At 64.6% G+C, this 14174-nt stretch carries 10 protein-coding genes; 7 read left to right on the top strand and 3 right to left on the bottom strand.

The features are described 5' to 3' along the window. Positions 1-181: 181 nt before the first annotated feature. Complete coding sequence (locus tag AC07SZ_RS32265) at positions 182-595, bottom strand: DOPA 4,5-dioxygenase family protein (RefSeq protein WP_056572047.1); 414 nt, start codon at positions 593-595, stop codon at positions 182-184. Positions 596-913: 318 nt separating this feature from the next. Next, on the bottom strand, positions 914-1645 hold the full coding sequence (locus tag AC07SZ_RS32260) for an AAA family ATPase (RefSeq protein ID WP_172372682.1): 732 nt from the start codon (positions 1643-1645) through the stop codon (positions 914-916). Between the two features lie 350 nt (positions 1646-1995). Between AC07SZ_RS32260 and AC07SZ_RS32255 the strand changes: the two genes are divergently transcribed. The 5 genes from AC07SZ_RS32255 to AC07SZ_RS32235 all read left to right on the top strand — a co-directional run bounded on the left by AC07SZ_RS32255 (position 1996) and on the right by AC07SZ_RS32235 (position 9734). Continuing rightward, positions 1996-4746 carry an AMP-binding protein gene (locus tag AC07SZ_RS32255; RefSeq protein WP_494917506.1) on the top strand — a complete coding sequence of 917 codons (2751 nt, stop codon included), beginning with the start codon at positions 1996-1998 and terminating at the stop codon, positions 4744-4746. After that, positions 4743-5726, top strand: coding sequence for an NAD(+) synthase (gene nadE, locus AC07SZ_RS32250; protein ID WP_494917505.1), 984 nt, complete (start codon positions 4743-4745; stop codon positions 5724-5726). The genes AC07SZ_RS32255 and nadE overlap by 4 nt, the downstream gene beginning before the upstream one ends. Before the next feature lie 6 nt (positions 5727-5732). Beyond that, on the top strand, positions 5733-7760 hold the full coding sequence (gene asnB, locus AC07SZ_RS32245; protein WP_494917504.1) for an asparagine synthase (glutamine-hydrolyzing): 2028 nt from the start codon (positions 5733-5735) through the stop codon (positions 7758-7760). Then, complete coding sequence (locus AC07SZ_RS32240; protein WP_494917503.1) at positions 7750-9306, top strand: class I adenylate-forming enzyme family protein; 1557 nt, start codon at positions 7750-7752, stop codon at positions 9304-9306. Before asnB ends, AC07SZ_RS32240 begins: the two co-directional genes overlap by 11 nt. A gap of 161 nt (positions 9307-9467) precedes the next feature. Continuing rightward, positions 9468-9734, top strand: coding sequence for an acyl carrier protein (locus tag AC07SZ_RS32235; protein ID WP_172372672.1), 267 nt, complete (start codon positions 9468-9470; stop codon positions 9732-9734). 300 nt (positions 9735-10034) lie between these two features. On the opposite strand, the gene AC07SZ_RS32230 is transcribed toward AC07SZ_RS32235, so the two are convergent. Next, complete coding sequence (locus AC07SZ_RS32230; RefSeq protein ID WP_494917502.1) at positions 10035-10727, bottom strand: N5-glutamine methyltransferase family protein; 693 nt, start codon at positions 10725-10727, stop codon at positions 10035-10037. 363 nt (positions 10728-11090) lie between these two features. Between AC07SZ_RS32230 and AC07SZ_RS32225 the strand changes: the two genes are divergently transcribed. Both AC07SZ_RS32225 and AC07SZ_RS32220 read left to right on the top strand, forming a co-directional pair. Beyond that, positions 11091-12962 (top strand): putative bifunctional diguanylate cyclase/phosphodiesterase, encoded by a 1872-nt coding sequence (locus AC07SZ_RS32225; RefSeq protein ID WP_494917501.1) that lies wholly within the window; start codon positions 11091-11093, stop codon positions 12960-12962. An 84-nt stretch (positions 12963-13046) separates the two neighbouring features. After that, positions 13047-14018, top strand: coding sequence for an ornithine cyclodeaminase family protein (locus AC07SZ_RS32220; protein WP_494917500.1), 972 nt, complete (start codon positions 13047-13049; stop codon positions 14016-14018). Positions 14019-14174 lie beyond the last annotated feature (156 nt).

The raw sequence follows: 14174 nt of genomic DNA, 5'->3' as shown, positions 1-14174 counted from the left end.
ATCCGGCAGACCGCCATGACGAAGAACTCGCGGTAGCAGAAGTCGGGATCATCGAAATGAAGATCAAGCCAACCGGCCTCGCTCGCTTCGTGGCCGGTGGACGTTTGGTTCCTGGCGGACAAATGATGCCCCCCCATGGCGCGGCGGGGATAGAGGCGCACCCAACGGAACCGACGCCGGCCTACGCCGGCAGCGATGGCTCGGTGTTCGGCTCCAGCGGCTCTTCCGCCTCGTGGTCTTCCGGAAGCACGTCGCCATGCACCCCCAGCGGCCGGCCGATCCAGACCGGATCGACCAGATGGTCGCGCTTGGGGTTCTCCGTATTCGGGTGGATGAGGATGCTCAAGCCGCCATGATTCAGCATCAGCCAAGGCACGAGCGTGCCGAAAATCTCGTTGGCGAAGGAGACCTGGTACATGGCCTGGTCATGCGGGCCGACTTTCCCGTCGTGCCAATTGCCCAGGCGCACCCGGAACCGCTCGCCGATGCGAAGACGCAGCCATTCGGCATGTTGCCGCTCGGTCTCTCCGTCATAGTAGATGTGGGCGTGATAGCTGGCGATTTCCGCGAGAGGCCTTGGACTGGCTTCGTTGATCACAGTGCTCTCCTTCGATGCTTGTCGCGCCCGGCAGGCCGAAGCGCGGAGGCGGACCCGTTTCACTTGTTTCGGCAACGTGGCGAATGTCCAGGCATTCAGCCCAAGAACGAGGTTTTAAGCAAGGTCATCCGACCGCCCCGAGGTTCTCGGCACCACGGCCGATGCGAAGCTCACCAGCGGACGAGAGATCGGGACGGCCTTGCCGCCATCGCGCGACATTGCGCGCAAACGTTTTTGTTGTTTGAGGGCGAGCGCGCTCGGGCCGACGTCGGGAGTCCGTCCGGCTATGCAGTGATTTGGCTCCTGTCGCCCCGCTTACGCCACGGCGGTCTCATTGACATGCTCTCCCAGGATTCGCTTGATGATCTTGTCGAAATCGTGAGAGTCGGCGCCGTTGACTTTAATCAGGGGCCATCCGCCCTGGCGCAGGCATTCGCCGACCTCCCGCGATATATTGGCTTGCTTCAGACCCCTCTCCACGCCGAGTTCGAACAGGAGGACCTCGATGAGCGGTTGCGCGGCATGGCGGTCCATAAGACGGCGGCGCAAGGTTTCCTGCGGCGCATCGATTTGGATAAGGACATCCGGCCGCGGCAGGAACGCCAGCGTGTCACGAACCGCGTCGATGCTTGGACTGCGCGCCAGCAGAACCAGCGCGCACAAAGCCTGGATCAGGCCTTCCTCGAAAATGAAGTAACCTTCCGATTCCTGCGCCTTGCGCCAGGACTCGCATAGCTGGGCGATGTCGACCTTCATGCGCCACGACCATGTGCGGCTCCGCAGGGGGATTGATGCCAGAAGCCGCGCCGCTACCCCGTCCTTTGGCAAGGTCGATAGCAAGACAGGGGCGGAGGTGGCGATCTTTTTGCCAATACGGCCAATGCCATGACGTACCTCCGGGCCGTCATCCTGGGCCGAGCCGTATTCGATCAGGCGATAGCCGTTCACTGTCTTGACGTTGATGCCTTGCTTCGCCATCCCTTGGCAGAGGCCGCGAAGAAGTGTGGTCTTGCCTGCACCAGGCGGCCCAAACAACTCGATAATCATGCCGAAATGCCCAACGTCTCCAAGCAGGCACACACCCACCTGCGACCCAAAGCTTAGCCGGATTACACCCCCCACCAACATTCATTTGAATGACCCTTCAGCCCCGTGGACTCTTGGGAAGGCTCAGAGGTTCCCACCGCCGGAGACACGCGGCATTGGCCCTGGGCAAGCGTCTCGCGGCCGGGGAAATTGAGGCGGACCCGGCCGTTTTCCGGAGGGGAATTAGAGTAGTTCCGGCGAGGATGGATCGGGAAAAAGCTGCCCGGTCAAGATCGAGACATCATCCGAATGATTGATGAAAAGATTCCGGTGGCGAGCGATGGTCGACATTCAGCTTGGTGGGGCTCTGAATGTCTCCAGCGTATTTGCAATCGGAAGCGGTGGATCAGGATCTACAGGCGGAGTGTCGAACAACGACACTCCGCGGATGGTCAACCGTGCCCGAATATGCTCTCGACGAGGGTGGGCCTGTCTGGCGCCCCTATCAGCGGATGGGCGCCGATTTTGCGGACATTCCCATCTTCGATCACCTTGCAGACGTCGCAAGGCAATATCCGGACAAGCTCGCGATCAGCGACGGCGCCGACCGCCTGACTTACTCCGAGCTTTTGCGGGCTGTCGAGACACTGTCACGCCGTCTCGCCGCCGTCGTCCCCGAGGGACAGGCGGTCGGAATCCTTCAGGCCAACTCGGTCTGGTACCCGGTGGCAATGCTGGCGAGCATGGCGGCCGGACGGCCTTCGGTCCCGCTCAACATCAGGGATCCGGGCTCCCGGATCATCGAGATCGTGAATGCCGCGCGGCTCGGCGCCATCATAGGCGCCGGAAATGGCCGTCCCATCGATCTGGCGCGGCACGTGCTGTGGGTCGACATTGCCGCCGGCGTCGCGCCGGACGCTCAACGGGCATCACAACAACCGCCGCCCGTTTCCGTCGATGCGCCCGCAATGGTGCTTTACACCTCGGGTAGCACCGGACGTCCCAAGGGGATCGTCAACAGCCAACGCAGCCTGCTCTGGCGGGTCCTGCAATATGTCGACGCGTGCCATATAAACGCGGATGACGTCTTCCTGCCGCTGACCGGGCCAGCCACGATTGCCGGTTGCCGGGAGATTCTTGCCGCGCTGCTGACGGGCGCCGCGTTGCATCTTGTCGAGGTGGAGGCGGTCGGCCTGCGCGCGGTGCGCGCCCGCGTGCAAGCCGAAGGCGTAACGGTCGCCTATCTTGTGCCGGCGCTGCTTCGGGCGCTCCTGACCGAGGCCCCCGCCGACGCTTTCCACTCACTCAGAGTGGCCAGGATCGGCGGGGAGAAGGTGTCGTGGACCGATATCGCGTTGCTGCGCAAGGCCGTCTCGGACCAGTGCCTGATCCAGATCGGCTACTCGTCGACCGAGACCACCGGTTCGCAATGGTTCTTGCCGGCGGACTGGCCGGAGCAGGACACGTCGGTCCCTGTTGGCAGGCTGCTTCCCGGGATGGCATTCGCCATTGTCGACGAAGCGGAGCGCAGTGTCGGGACAGGAGAGCACGGGGAGCTCCTGATCAGGAGCCCCTATGTTCTGCTTGGCTACTGGGAGAACGGTGTCGTCGTTCCCGCACGACCGGACCCGGACAATCCCGGTGTTCGGATTTTTGCGACGGGCGACCTCGTTCGGCTGGACGATGATGGGTTGCTGTGGGTCGTCGGCCGCAAGGGGCGCCAGATCAAGATCAATGGCCGGCGCGTCGAACCCGCCGAGCTCGAGCGGGTCCTGCGGGGCGCGCCGTCGGTCGCGGATGCGGTGGCAATCGTGACGCCGGAGAAAGAACTCGTCGCGTTCGCGGTTCCCAGGCACCCGGCCGGGGCTGCTTTCGCGGAGGAGCTTCGCCAACTCGTCAGAACGACGTTGCCGGCGCCACTGCGCCCCTCGCGGTTGCACACCATCGCCGCCATCCCGCGCCTGCCGGGCGGGAAGGTCGACCTGGCAAGCCTCAGCCAAATGGACCGTTCGGACAGAAAGACGGCGCCAGCCGCTCAACCGCCCGCTGCCCGGCCGCCGCCCGCCGGAAGTGAACTGAACACCAGGCAAATCGTGCAGCACGCCTGGATGCAGGTTCTCAACACGGGCGTTTCAGCGGTAAACTGGGACGATGCGGGAGGGGATTCGCTGCAGCTGCTGCATTGCGTCATGGCGATCGAGAACGCCATCGGCCAGGAACTGGGCCTTGAGGCCTTCACCGTCGGAATGAGCTTCAACGAGATGGTTGAGGCGGTCGCGTCCGCACAGGCAGGCGACCGGCGCGAGAAGAAGCAACACCCCCCGGTTCTTTTCCTGTTTCCGGGATCCGTCGGCTATGGCCCGAGCCTGGCCGCCTTCGCGGCCGCCATGGGCAAGGTCGCCAGGGTCAACCCCATCAGGTACCCTGGCCTCGCCGCGATATTGGACGGGCATAACTCTCTCTCCGCCATGGCCGCCGCCGCAATCGAACAGATAGGCCGCGCCCAGCCTGCCGGCCCCGTGCGACTTCTCGGCCATTCGCTTGGCGGCGCGGTTGCGTTCGAGGTTGCCGCACGGCTGCTGGCCGCCGGTCGACCGGTCAGGTTTCTGGGCATCCTCGACACGAGCCTTCTGAACGAACCGAGCGACCCCTGGGCGACGCTGACCCGCACATTCCATCGCATTCGGACAAATCGCATATCCGCCCACCGGATGGCTTGCCGGGCCCTTGCGAAAATCACCGTTGCAGTTGGCTGCGAGGCGTATCTCGCCAGGTTCCTCGACCGCTCTGCCAAGGGAGAATTCAACCCGACGAGCTTCAGAACCAAACTGGAACTGCAGGAGGTCTTGCGGGCGCGGTCTTTCTTCCAGTGGCTGGACGCACCGAAACCGGCCCTGCCGATCGGCGGCACCTTGTTTCGATGCCGCCGGGAAGGAATGCCCCAGGCCTTGGGCTGGGATAGCGCCTTGGCCCGGCTGGACGTGGTTCCGATCAGCGGCAACCACATCGACCTTGTCGTGGAGCCCCATCTTGCCACCAACCGTCCCCTCATCGAGAGGGCCGTTGTGCAGACCTACTCCCCGGCCGAGTCTCGCAAAAGGGAGGATTTGTCATCGACGTGATCTCGCACTTCGGCAAGGACGCGCTGCTGCTCGATGCTCCCGCGGAGGTCGATCGCATCGTTGAAACCTTGCGCACGCAGGTCCTCGGCACGCTCCATCGTCGCGGCGTGGTTGTCGGCCTTTCCGGCGGTATCGACAGCTCCGTCGTCGCCACCTTGTGCACGCGCGCGTTTGGCAAGGACAGGGTCTTGGGACTGTTCATGCCGGAGCGGGATTCCTCCGGCGATTCGCTCAGACTTGGCCGCCGGGTCGCGGCACAGCTTGGCATTGAAAACGTCGTGGAAGACATAGCACCGGCACTCGAGGCCACCGGCGCCTACCGCCGGCAGATCGAGGCGATCCAGACCGTCGTTCCCGACTATGGGGAGGGCTGGAAATGCAAGCTGGTGCTCGCATCGGTTCTGGAGAGCAACGGCCTCAACATCACCCGGCTCACGGTCCAGGATCCAGAGGGCAAGGTCGACACGGTGCGCCTGTCGCCTGCCGCCTACCTGCAGATCGTCGCGGCGACCAACTACAAGCAGCGCCTGCGCAAGATGACGGAATACTACCACGCCGACCGGCTCAAATACGCGGTCGCTGGGACACCGAACCGCCTCGAGTACGACCAGGGCTTTTTCGTCAAGCAGGGCGACGGAACCGCCGACGTGATGCCGATCGTCCACCTTTACAAGACCCAGGTTTATCAACTCGCGGACTATCTCGGGGTGGACGAGGAAATCCAGCGGCGGCCACCCACCACCGACACATTCTCCATGGCGCAAAGCCAGGAGGAATTCTATTTCGCGCTGCCCTATCACCTGATGGATCTATGCCTCTATGGCCTGAACCACGGCATCGCCGCCGATGAGGTCGCGGCGGGGGCGGGCCTCACCGAGCCCCAGCTTCAGAAAGTCTTCAAGGACATCGACGCGAAGCGGCGGGCCGCCCACTATCTTCACGCGCGGCCCTTGCTGTCCGCCGGAATTGACGAGGATTGACCGGGGATGTGCGGCATCGCTGGAATAGTGGCGCTGAACGCCGCGGCGGCTTCTCCTTCGCGTGAGGCGCTGATGCGGATGGTGGGCGCGCTGGCGCATCGCGGCCCCGACGAGCACGGCCTTTACCGGGACAGACGCGCGGGGCTGGCGCATGCGCGGCTTTCCGTCGTCGATCTTTCCAGCGGCCAGCAGCCGCTCGCGGACACCGGCGACACGACCTGGATCGTGTTCAACGGCGAGATCTTCAACTACGTCGAGCTGCGGGAAAAGCTCATCGCGCTCGGCCACCGCTTCCGGACCCGCAGCGACACCGAGGTCGCGCTCCATGCCTATCGTGCGTGGGGCGAAGCAGCCTTCGAGCGGATGAACGGCCAATGGGCAATCGCAATCTGGGACTCGATGGCGGGGCGTCTCGTATTGTCGCGCGATCGGTTCGGCATTTGCCCGCTGCATTTCTGCGAGCACGCGGGCCGGCTTTATTTCGCCAGCGAGGTGAAGGCCATCTTCGCGGCCGATCGAACCATATCTCGCGCCTTTGATCCGGCCGGCATCGACCAGACTTTCACGCTCTGGACGGTCGTTCCGCCGCAAGGGGTATTCCAGGGGATCAATGAACTCGAGCCGGGGCATGTCCGCACCTACCAGGATGGCACCGTTCGCGAGCGGGCCTTTTGGCGACCTTCCTACCCCGAGATTTCCGGAGCGCGGCAGGGCGAGTTCACCGGGTCGTGCGATGAGGCGGTGGACCGCGTGCGTGGCGCCCTCGAGGCCGCGACGGCGCTCAGGATGGTACGCGCCGACGTGCCCGTCGGGTGCTACCTCTCCGGTGGACTGGACAGCTCGCTCGTGGCCGCGCTGGGAAGGCGCTTCGCCGGCGAACGCTTCCAGACCTTCTCGCTGCGTTTCGCCGACGCCGAATATGACGAGACCCGCTTCCAGCGCCTGGTTGCCGAGGCAACCGGCAGCGAGCACCATGAGGTGGTGGTTTCGCGCGGCGATATCGCCGCGATCTTTCCGGAGGTGATCCACCACACCGAGCGCCCGATCCTGCGGACCGCCCCGGCGCCGCTGTTCCTGCTCTCGCGGCTGGTGCGCGAGCGTGGCATCAAGGTCGTGCTGACCGGCGAAGGGGCTGACGAGATGTTCGCCGGCTACGACCTGTTCCGCGAAGGCAAGGTCCGCCGGTTCTGGGGCCGCCAGCCGGCATCGACACGACGCTCGCGGCTCCTGGAACGCCTTTACCCCTACCTCACCCGCTCGCCTGTGCAACAGCAGGCGATGGCGCGCCAGTTCTTCGGACGCAACATCCAGGCCCATGACGCGCCCGGCTTTGCCCATGACACACGCTGGCACACCACCAGCGCGATCAAGCGCTTGTTTTCCGCCGACATGCGCGCTGAAACCGAGCGCCGCGACGCCGTGTCCGAGTTGCTCGCCCGCCTGCCCGCGGAGTTCCCGCGCTGGAGCCCCCTTGCGCAGGACCAGTATCTCGAGGTCCAGACGCTGATGTCGGGCTATCTGCTCTCCTCGCAAGGCGACAGGATGCTGATGGCCCACTCTGTCGAGGGGCGTTTCCCCTTCCTGGACGATGAACTCGTGAGGCTCGCGAATTCGCTTCCGGCTGCCTACAAGCTGCGCGTCCTCGACGAGAAGCACGTGCTCAAACGCGTGGCGGAACCGATCGTGCCCTCCGAGATCGTCACCCGCAAGAAGCAGCCGTTCCGCGCGCCCAACGCGCTTTGCTTCGTCGCCGGCGACGCACCGGAATACGTTCGCGAGGCGCTTTCGGAGACGGCGTTGCGCGAGGCCAATATCTTCGATCCGAAGGCGGTCACGCGCCTGCTCGGCAAGTGCCAGGCCAGGACCGGCGACGGCGATCTGTCCAATGCCGACAATATGGCGCTGGTCGGCGTGCTGTCGACCCAACTCCTTCATCGGCAGTTTGTCGCGAACTGCCCCAGTGCCACTCGCGACTATGCGCTCAGCGTCGACGTCGACCGCGAACATCGGGAAGAACGCTTGCATGTTGCATGATGCCGTACCACTGCTGCATGACTACCTCGCCCATTCCGCCGGCCGGCTCGGCGGCAAGGTTGCGCTGGTGTGCAACAAGCAACGTGTCACCTATGGCGAGCTTGAAACCCGCGCCAATGCGATCGCCCGGGATCTGGCCGCGTCGGGGGTCGTGCGCGGCGATCGCGTGATGATCTTCGCCGACAACACCGTCGAGACGGTGGTGAGCTTCTGGGCGGTGCTCAAGGCGAACGCGGTGGTGTGCATCGTCAACCCGCTCACCAAGAGCGACAAGCTCGATTACCTGCTCAACGACTGCAAGCCGACGGCGCTGATCACGGATGGGCATCTGCAGGCGGTCTTCCGCGAGCCGGCGCGCGGCTGTCCCTCGCTTCTGCGCATGATCGTTTCCGGGACGATCGACGACGTCGAGCTCTCCCGATTGCCGCATGCCGTGCGCTGGGACACCGCGGTCGCCATCGATGGCGGCGCACCGCCGGCGCGGCGCTGCATCGATGTCGATCTCGCCGCTATCATCTACACCTCCGGCTCGACCGGCGAACCCAAGGGCGTGATGCTGACGCACAGGAATATGATGACCGCCTGCACGTCCATCGCCTCCTACCTCGAGCTTGGCGAGGACGAGGTGATCCTCAACGTCCTGCCCCTGGCTTTCGACTACGGCCTGTACCAGATGATCATGGCGTTCCGCACCGGCGCCCGGCTGGTGCTCGAGCGTTCCTTCGCCTTCCCGGCGCGGGTCCTTGAGCTGATCAGGCAAGAAGGGGTTACGGGCTTTCCCGGCGTGCCGACCATCTTTGCGGCGCTCTCCGAGCTCAAGTCGCTCAAGGACCAGGATTTCTCACGCATTCGCTACGTCACCAACACCGCTGCCGCCTTGCCGCTCAAGCATATCCTCATGCTTCGCGAGCTGTTTTCGAGTGCACGCATCTATTCGATGTACGGCCTCACCGAATGCAAGCGTTGCACCTATCTGCCGCCAGAGGACCTCGAGCGAAAGCCGTTGAGCGTCGGGATCGCGATCCCGAACACGGAAATGTGGATTGTCGACGAACATGACAGGCGGGTCGGTCCCGGCGTCGTCGGCCAGCTCGTCATCCGCGGCGCGACGGTGATGAAGGGCTATTGGGGCAAGCCCGAGGCGACGGCCAGGAAGCTCAAGCCCGGCCCGCTGCCGGGCGAGCAGGTCCTGTACACCGGCGACTACTGCCGGATGGACGCCGAGGGTTACCTCTACTTCGTCGGCCGTGGCGACGAGATCATCAAATCGCGGGGCGAGAAGGTGGCTCCGAAGGAGGTCGAGAACGTGCTCATGAACATTCCAGGGGTGCGGGAAGCGGCGGTCATCGGTGTTCCGGACGAACTCCTCGGGCAGGCGGTGAAGGCGTTTGTCGTAATGGAGAATGGACGAACCATCGGCGAAAAGCAGTTGCAGATGGAGTGCCAGAAACGGCTGGAAAACTTCATGGTGCCGAAGTCCATCGTCGTCGTGGCCAGCCTGCCGATGACCGACACCGGCAAACTGAAGAAGACGGCCCTGTCATGAGGCGGGTTGTTTCATGTCGCTCGAAAGTGACCCCGGTCCTGGGAGAACGACATGCATGAAAACAAGGACCTGGAAGGAGCGTCGCATGAATCCGTTTCAGCGCGATGCGCTTTGGGGGACGAAGTCGCTAGATTTACGAGGCCGCAACGGAGGGCGAATTCATGTTGACTACCAAGGAACGCACCGGAATCTACAGCGAGCAAATTCGCAGTTTCCTGATTTCGAATTTCTACGTGAGCGACGCGAAGGCATTGGTGAACGACACGTCCCTGCTCGATCAGGGCATCGTCGACTCGACGGGCGTGCTCGAGATTATCGGCTTCATCGAGGAGACCTTCGGCATCATCGTCGAGGACAGCGAGCTCTTGCCTGAAAACCTCGATTCCATTCAGGGCATCGAGCAATACATCCTGCGCAAGATGAACTGATTGCCGGGCTTGACGCATGCCGCCCGGAAGCGACCTCGGTTTTGGGACAACGGCATGCATGAAAACAAGGACTTGAAGCGCATCGCATGAATCCGTTTCAACGCGAAGCGCTCCATGTCTTTGTTTTCACACAATTCCGGACGGAAAACCGCTTCACACTTTTCCTGGAATTGCTTTTGTTTCACGCAATTCCGGACGGAAAACCGCTTCACACTTTTCCTGGAATTGCTTTGTTTTCACGCAATTCCGGACGGAAAACCGCTCACACTTTTCCTGGAATTGCTCAGGCGTTCCGCACGCTCATGCCTGCGCCCTGGCTTGACCCAGGACCACCCGGCCCTCGCCCGCTTCGTTGGAGACGGCGCGGATGTTCTCGTATGCCTTGCTGCGCTCCAGCAGGGCCATCACCTGCCGGTCCTGGCCAAGGCCGACTTCGAAGAGCAGGACGCCGCCGGGCCGCAAATATCGCGGCGCGTCCTTCACCACCCGCATATGGATGCTGAGGCCGTAAGGGCCGGCCGCGAAGGCTTCACGCGGTTCGAGCTCGACCAGATGCGCGCGGTCGCCCTCGAGCCGCTTTTCCGAAATGTAGGGCGGATTGCAGACGATCACGTCGATCGTCCCTTCAAGTCCCTGGCCCGCGAGGGCGCCGAACAGATCGCCCTGGTGCACCGAGACGCGGTCGGCCAGGCCGTGATGGGCGGCGTTGCGTCGTGTCGCCTCGACGCATCCATCGGTGAGGTCGCTCGCCCAGACGCGTGCGGCGGGCACGCGGTGGGCGATGGCACAGGCGAGGTTGCCGGCGCCGCAGCACATGTCGATGATGCGCGGCGTTGGCAGGTTCATCCGGTGCAAGACACCAAGAGCCGTCGTGCCGAGCAGCTCCGTCTCCGGCCGCGGCACCAGCGCACCGGGCGCGACGAGCAGCTCCAGTCCCATGAAGATGGCGCGGCCCGTGCCATAGGCGTCGGCGACACTGAACTCCTTGCTCATGGCGACCCCACGCGGCTGATGTTCCCAGTATAGATGTTCGCCATCCGCGCGCCAGTCAAACCTGCGCCGAAGCCATGAATTTGTCCGGCCTTTGCCTCGAAACCGGGGCCAGCCAGACGCGGGATCACGGACGCTTCCCGCGGTCCTCCGCCACGGCCCGCCGCCCGCCTCTATTGAGAGATACGCCGTAAACCGCTGAAATCCTTAACAGGATTTTCATTCCACTGCCCTAATCACCGTGCCATGGCAGGGCATTTCGAGCGCTTGTTTGCTGGCCCCTCCCGCCAGGGGCAGAGCGAAGCCGTGGCAACCGGGATCCTCCGCGATCAGTTCGCTGATCTGCGGAAAGGGATCTTCATTTCCATGCCGATCGCCACGGTGCTGTCGGCGCTGATCCTGGCCGTGCAGATGCTTTCGCATGGCGGTGTTGGCGCGGTGCTGTGGTTCGCCGCGGTCAGCATCATCAACAGCGCGCGCCTGGCGCTTGCCGCCGCCCAGCCCGACATTTCCGGCAACGGCCCGAGGCCGGTCAGCGCCCGGCTTTCCCTTTACGGCGCATTGGCGCTGGCGTCCGGCATTGCCTGGGCTTTCCTGGCCGTGCTGGCGGACGGATACACCACCGCGCAGGCGCCGCTCTATCTGATCGTGCTCGCGGGCCTGTCGGCCGGCTCCGTCACCTACTCGGCCTCCTATGCGCCGGCGGCGATCAATTTCATGACGCTGCCGCTTCTGGTCGCCGCCGGATGCGTGCTGGCCAGGGGCGGTATCGAGAATTACGTCCTGGCTTTCACCATCGTGCTGTTCCTCGGCGGCATGGTCAGGAGCGCGCTGATCGGGCAGGCCAGCTTCCGCGAGACGAGCCGCCTCAAATACGAGGCGCGGGAATTCGCCGCCGAGATGGACCGCAATTCCAGGCGCGATCCGCTGACGAATTTGCTCAACCGGTACGGGCTCGAGCAGGCGATCCGCCAGCTCGGGCCTTCCGACGGCCCGTTTGTGACCATGCTGGTCGACCTCGACGGCTTCAAATCCGTCAACGACACCTATGGCCACAACATCGGCGACGACCTGCTGGTCAAGGTCGCGCGCAGGATCGAAGACCATGCGCCGCAAGGCGCCACGATCGCGCGCATCGGCGGCGACGAGTTCGTGCTGCTGTTTTCCGCCGCGAGATCCGCGCGTCCGGCCGGCGCGCTGGCCGGCGCGCTCATCGCGGCGATCGCGCAACCGGATCCGGCGTTGAACTCGGTGCGCGTCGGCGCCTCGGTCGGCATCTACGTTTCGGACAATCCACGCTTGACGGAAATGCTGCTGCGGGCCGATTTCGCGCTCTATGCGGCCAAGCGCAAGGGCAGGAACGAATACTGCGTCTTCGATGCCGGGCTCGACCAGGCGCTGGAGCGCAAGCACTGCATCGAGCGCGACCTGCGCGGCGCCATCGAGGCCGGCGCGCTGTGCTCATGGTTCCAGCCGCTGGTGCGCCTGGACACCAGCGCGGTGGTCGGCTTCGAGGCGCTGCTGCGCTGGCGGCACCCGCTCCATGGGGCGATCTCGCCGCCCGAGATCGTCACCGCCGCGCGCGAGACCGGCCTGCTGCCGCTGCTGACGGAAACGGTGTTCCGCAATTGCTGCGCCATGATCGAGGCGCTGGCCGGCAGCGGCCGCGGCGATGTCCGGGTCGCGATGAACCTGTCGCCGCGCGAGCTCGAGGCGGGCAATGTCGACGACATGATCCTGGACATGCTGAAGGTGAGGCACCTGCCCGCGGCGATGCTGGAGATCGAGATCACCGAGGAAGCGCCGGTCGACCGCGATCGGGTCGACGAGAAGATCGGCCGCCTCGCCGACGCCGGCATATCGATCGTGCTCGACGATTTCGGCACCGGCTTTTCGACCCTGGTCGCGCTGAAGGACAGCCGCATCCGCAAGATCAAGATCGACAAGCATTTCGTGCGCGACCTGGCCAAGTCGGTGGAGGACCAGGCGCTGGTCAAGACGGTCATCGATCTCGGGCGCGCGCTGGGCATAGAGGTGATGGCCGAGGGGGTGGAGACGGACGCCGACCGCCTGATCCTGCGCTCGCTCGACTGCATGGTCGCGCAAGGCTTTCTCTTCTCGCCGGCGCTGCCCGCGCCCGAGGCGCTCGCCTACGAGGCGGCCCATCCGAGCCGCACGCTCGCGGCGGAAGGGCTCTTCGACCCCGCCGCGAGGCGCCAGAGCGGCAGCGCGGCCTGACCTGCCGTCACGCCGTTCGCGGCGCGAGGCTTTCGGCCCCGCGCGCATCGTGTAATCTGACGATCTCCTAGGGAACATGACAAGATGAGCAATCAATCCCCGGCCGCCGAAACGCTGCCCTATCTGTCGTCGGCGGTTCTCGATCGCCTGGCGATCTCCACGCCCGATGTCGTCGACGAGATCGAACGCCAGATATCAGGCCAGAGGCGCGGCGAAGTCTGGTGCGCGCCCAAGGCCGCCGTGTGGCCGGGCGACGACCGCTACTTCATGGCCACGCTCGGCGTCGCCTCGGTTCCGCCGGTGCTGGCCACCAAGTCACTGGTGGTGAACCCCCGCAACGCCGCGCGCGGACTGGCCACGATCAATTCGCTGATCACGCTGCTCGACGCCGAGACCGGCCTGCCGCTGGCCCTGGTCGACGGCAATTGGGTGACGGCCAAGCGCACGGCGGGCCTCAGCGCCGTCGCCGCCCGGCGCATGGCAAGGCACGATGCGTCATCCGTCGCCTTCATCGGCTGCGGCGTGCAAGCGCGCGGCCATTTAGAGGCCTTCGCCGACCTCTTTCCCCTGCGCGAAATCCGCGCCTTCGGTCGAGGCAAAAGCAACCGCGACGCGCTCTGCGAAATGGCACGCTCGCGCGGCCTGGACGCAATCCCCTGCGACACGGCAAGGGAAGCCGTGGAAGGCGCCAACATTGTGGTGACGACGGTGACCCTGGTGCCCGAACCCGAACCGTTCCTCGACGCCAACTGGCTGAAACCGGGCAGCTTCACCGCCATCACCGACCTGGCCCTGCCCTGGCTGCCCGCAACCATGCGCCGCTTCGACCGCATCGTCGTCGACGATCTGGAGCAGGAGAAGCAGATGCCCAAACCCATGGTCGACCCAGCACTGGTCGCCGGCGATTTGACGGGCCTGGTATGCGGCGACTTTGTGGGGCGGCAGAGCCCGGGCGAGACCACGGCGTTCGTATTCCGGGGGATGGCCGTGGGGGATCTGGCGGTGGCGGCGCTGGCGTATGTGCGGGCGCAGGCGGCGGGGGTGGTTGGGGCTTAGGGCGAGGTCGGCGGGAACGGGTTTCGGTGTGGGTTGCGTCCGACCGAAGTTCGCAACCGGGACTCGCGCTTCGCTGGCTCCGTGGTCGACGCAGTGGTGCCAGCCTAAGACATGTCGATAAGCAGTTCCTAGACGTCGGTACCCACCCGGATCTCG

The sequence above is a fragment of the Mesorhizobium sp. GW821-FHT07A06 genome (assembly GCF_059419085.1).
The sequence above is the reverse complement of the archived record's forward strand: the minus strand, read 5'-3'. Positions and strand labels throughout refer to the sequence as shown.

Coding starts and splice junctions, on each gene's coding strand:
- AC07SZ_RS32260 (WP_172372682.1), bottom strand. CDS start 1,645: ATGATTATCGAGTTGTTTGGGCCGCCTGGTGCAGGCAAGACCACACTT.
- AC07SZ_RS32255 (WP_494917506.1), top strand. CDS start 1,996: ATGTCTCCAGCGTATTTGCAATCGGAAGCGGTGGATCAGGATCTACAG.
- asnB (WP_494917504.1), top strand. CDS start 5,733: ATGTGCGGCATCGCTGGAATAGTGGCGCTGAACGCCGCGGCGGCTTCT.
- AC07SZ_RS32240 (WP_494917503.1), top strand. CDS start 7,750: ATGTTGCATGATGCCGTACCACTGCTGCATGACTACCTCGCCCATTCC.
- AC07SZ_RS32235 (WP_172372672.1), top strand. CDS start 9,468: ATGTTGACTACCAAGGAACGCACCGGAATCTACAGCGAGCAAATTCGC.
- AC07SZ_RS32230 (WP_494917502.1), bottom strand. CDS start 10,727: ATGAGCAAGGAGTTCAGTGTCGCCGACGCCTATGGCACGGGCCGCGCC.
- AC07SZ_RS32225 (WP_494917501.1), top strand. CDS start 11,091: ATGCCGATCGCCACGGTGCTGTCGGCGCTGATCCTGGCCGTGCAGATG.
- AC07SZ_RS32220 (WP_494917500.1), top strand. CDS start 13,047: ATGAGCAATCAATCCCCGGCCGCCGAAACGCTGCCCTATCTGTCGTCG.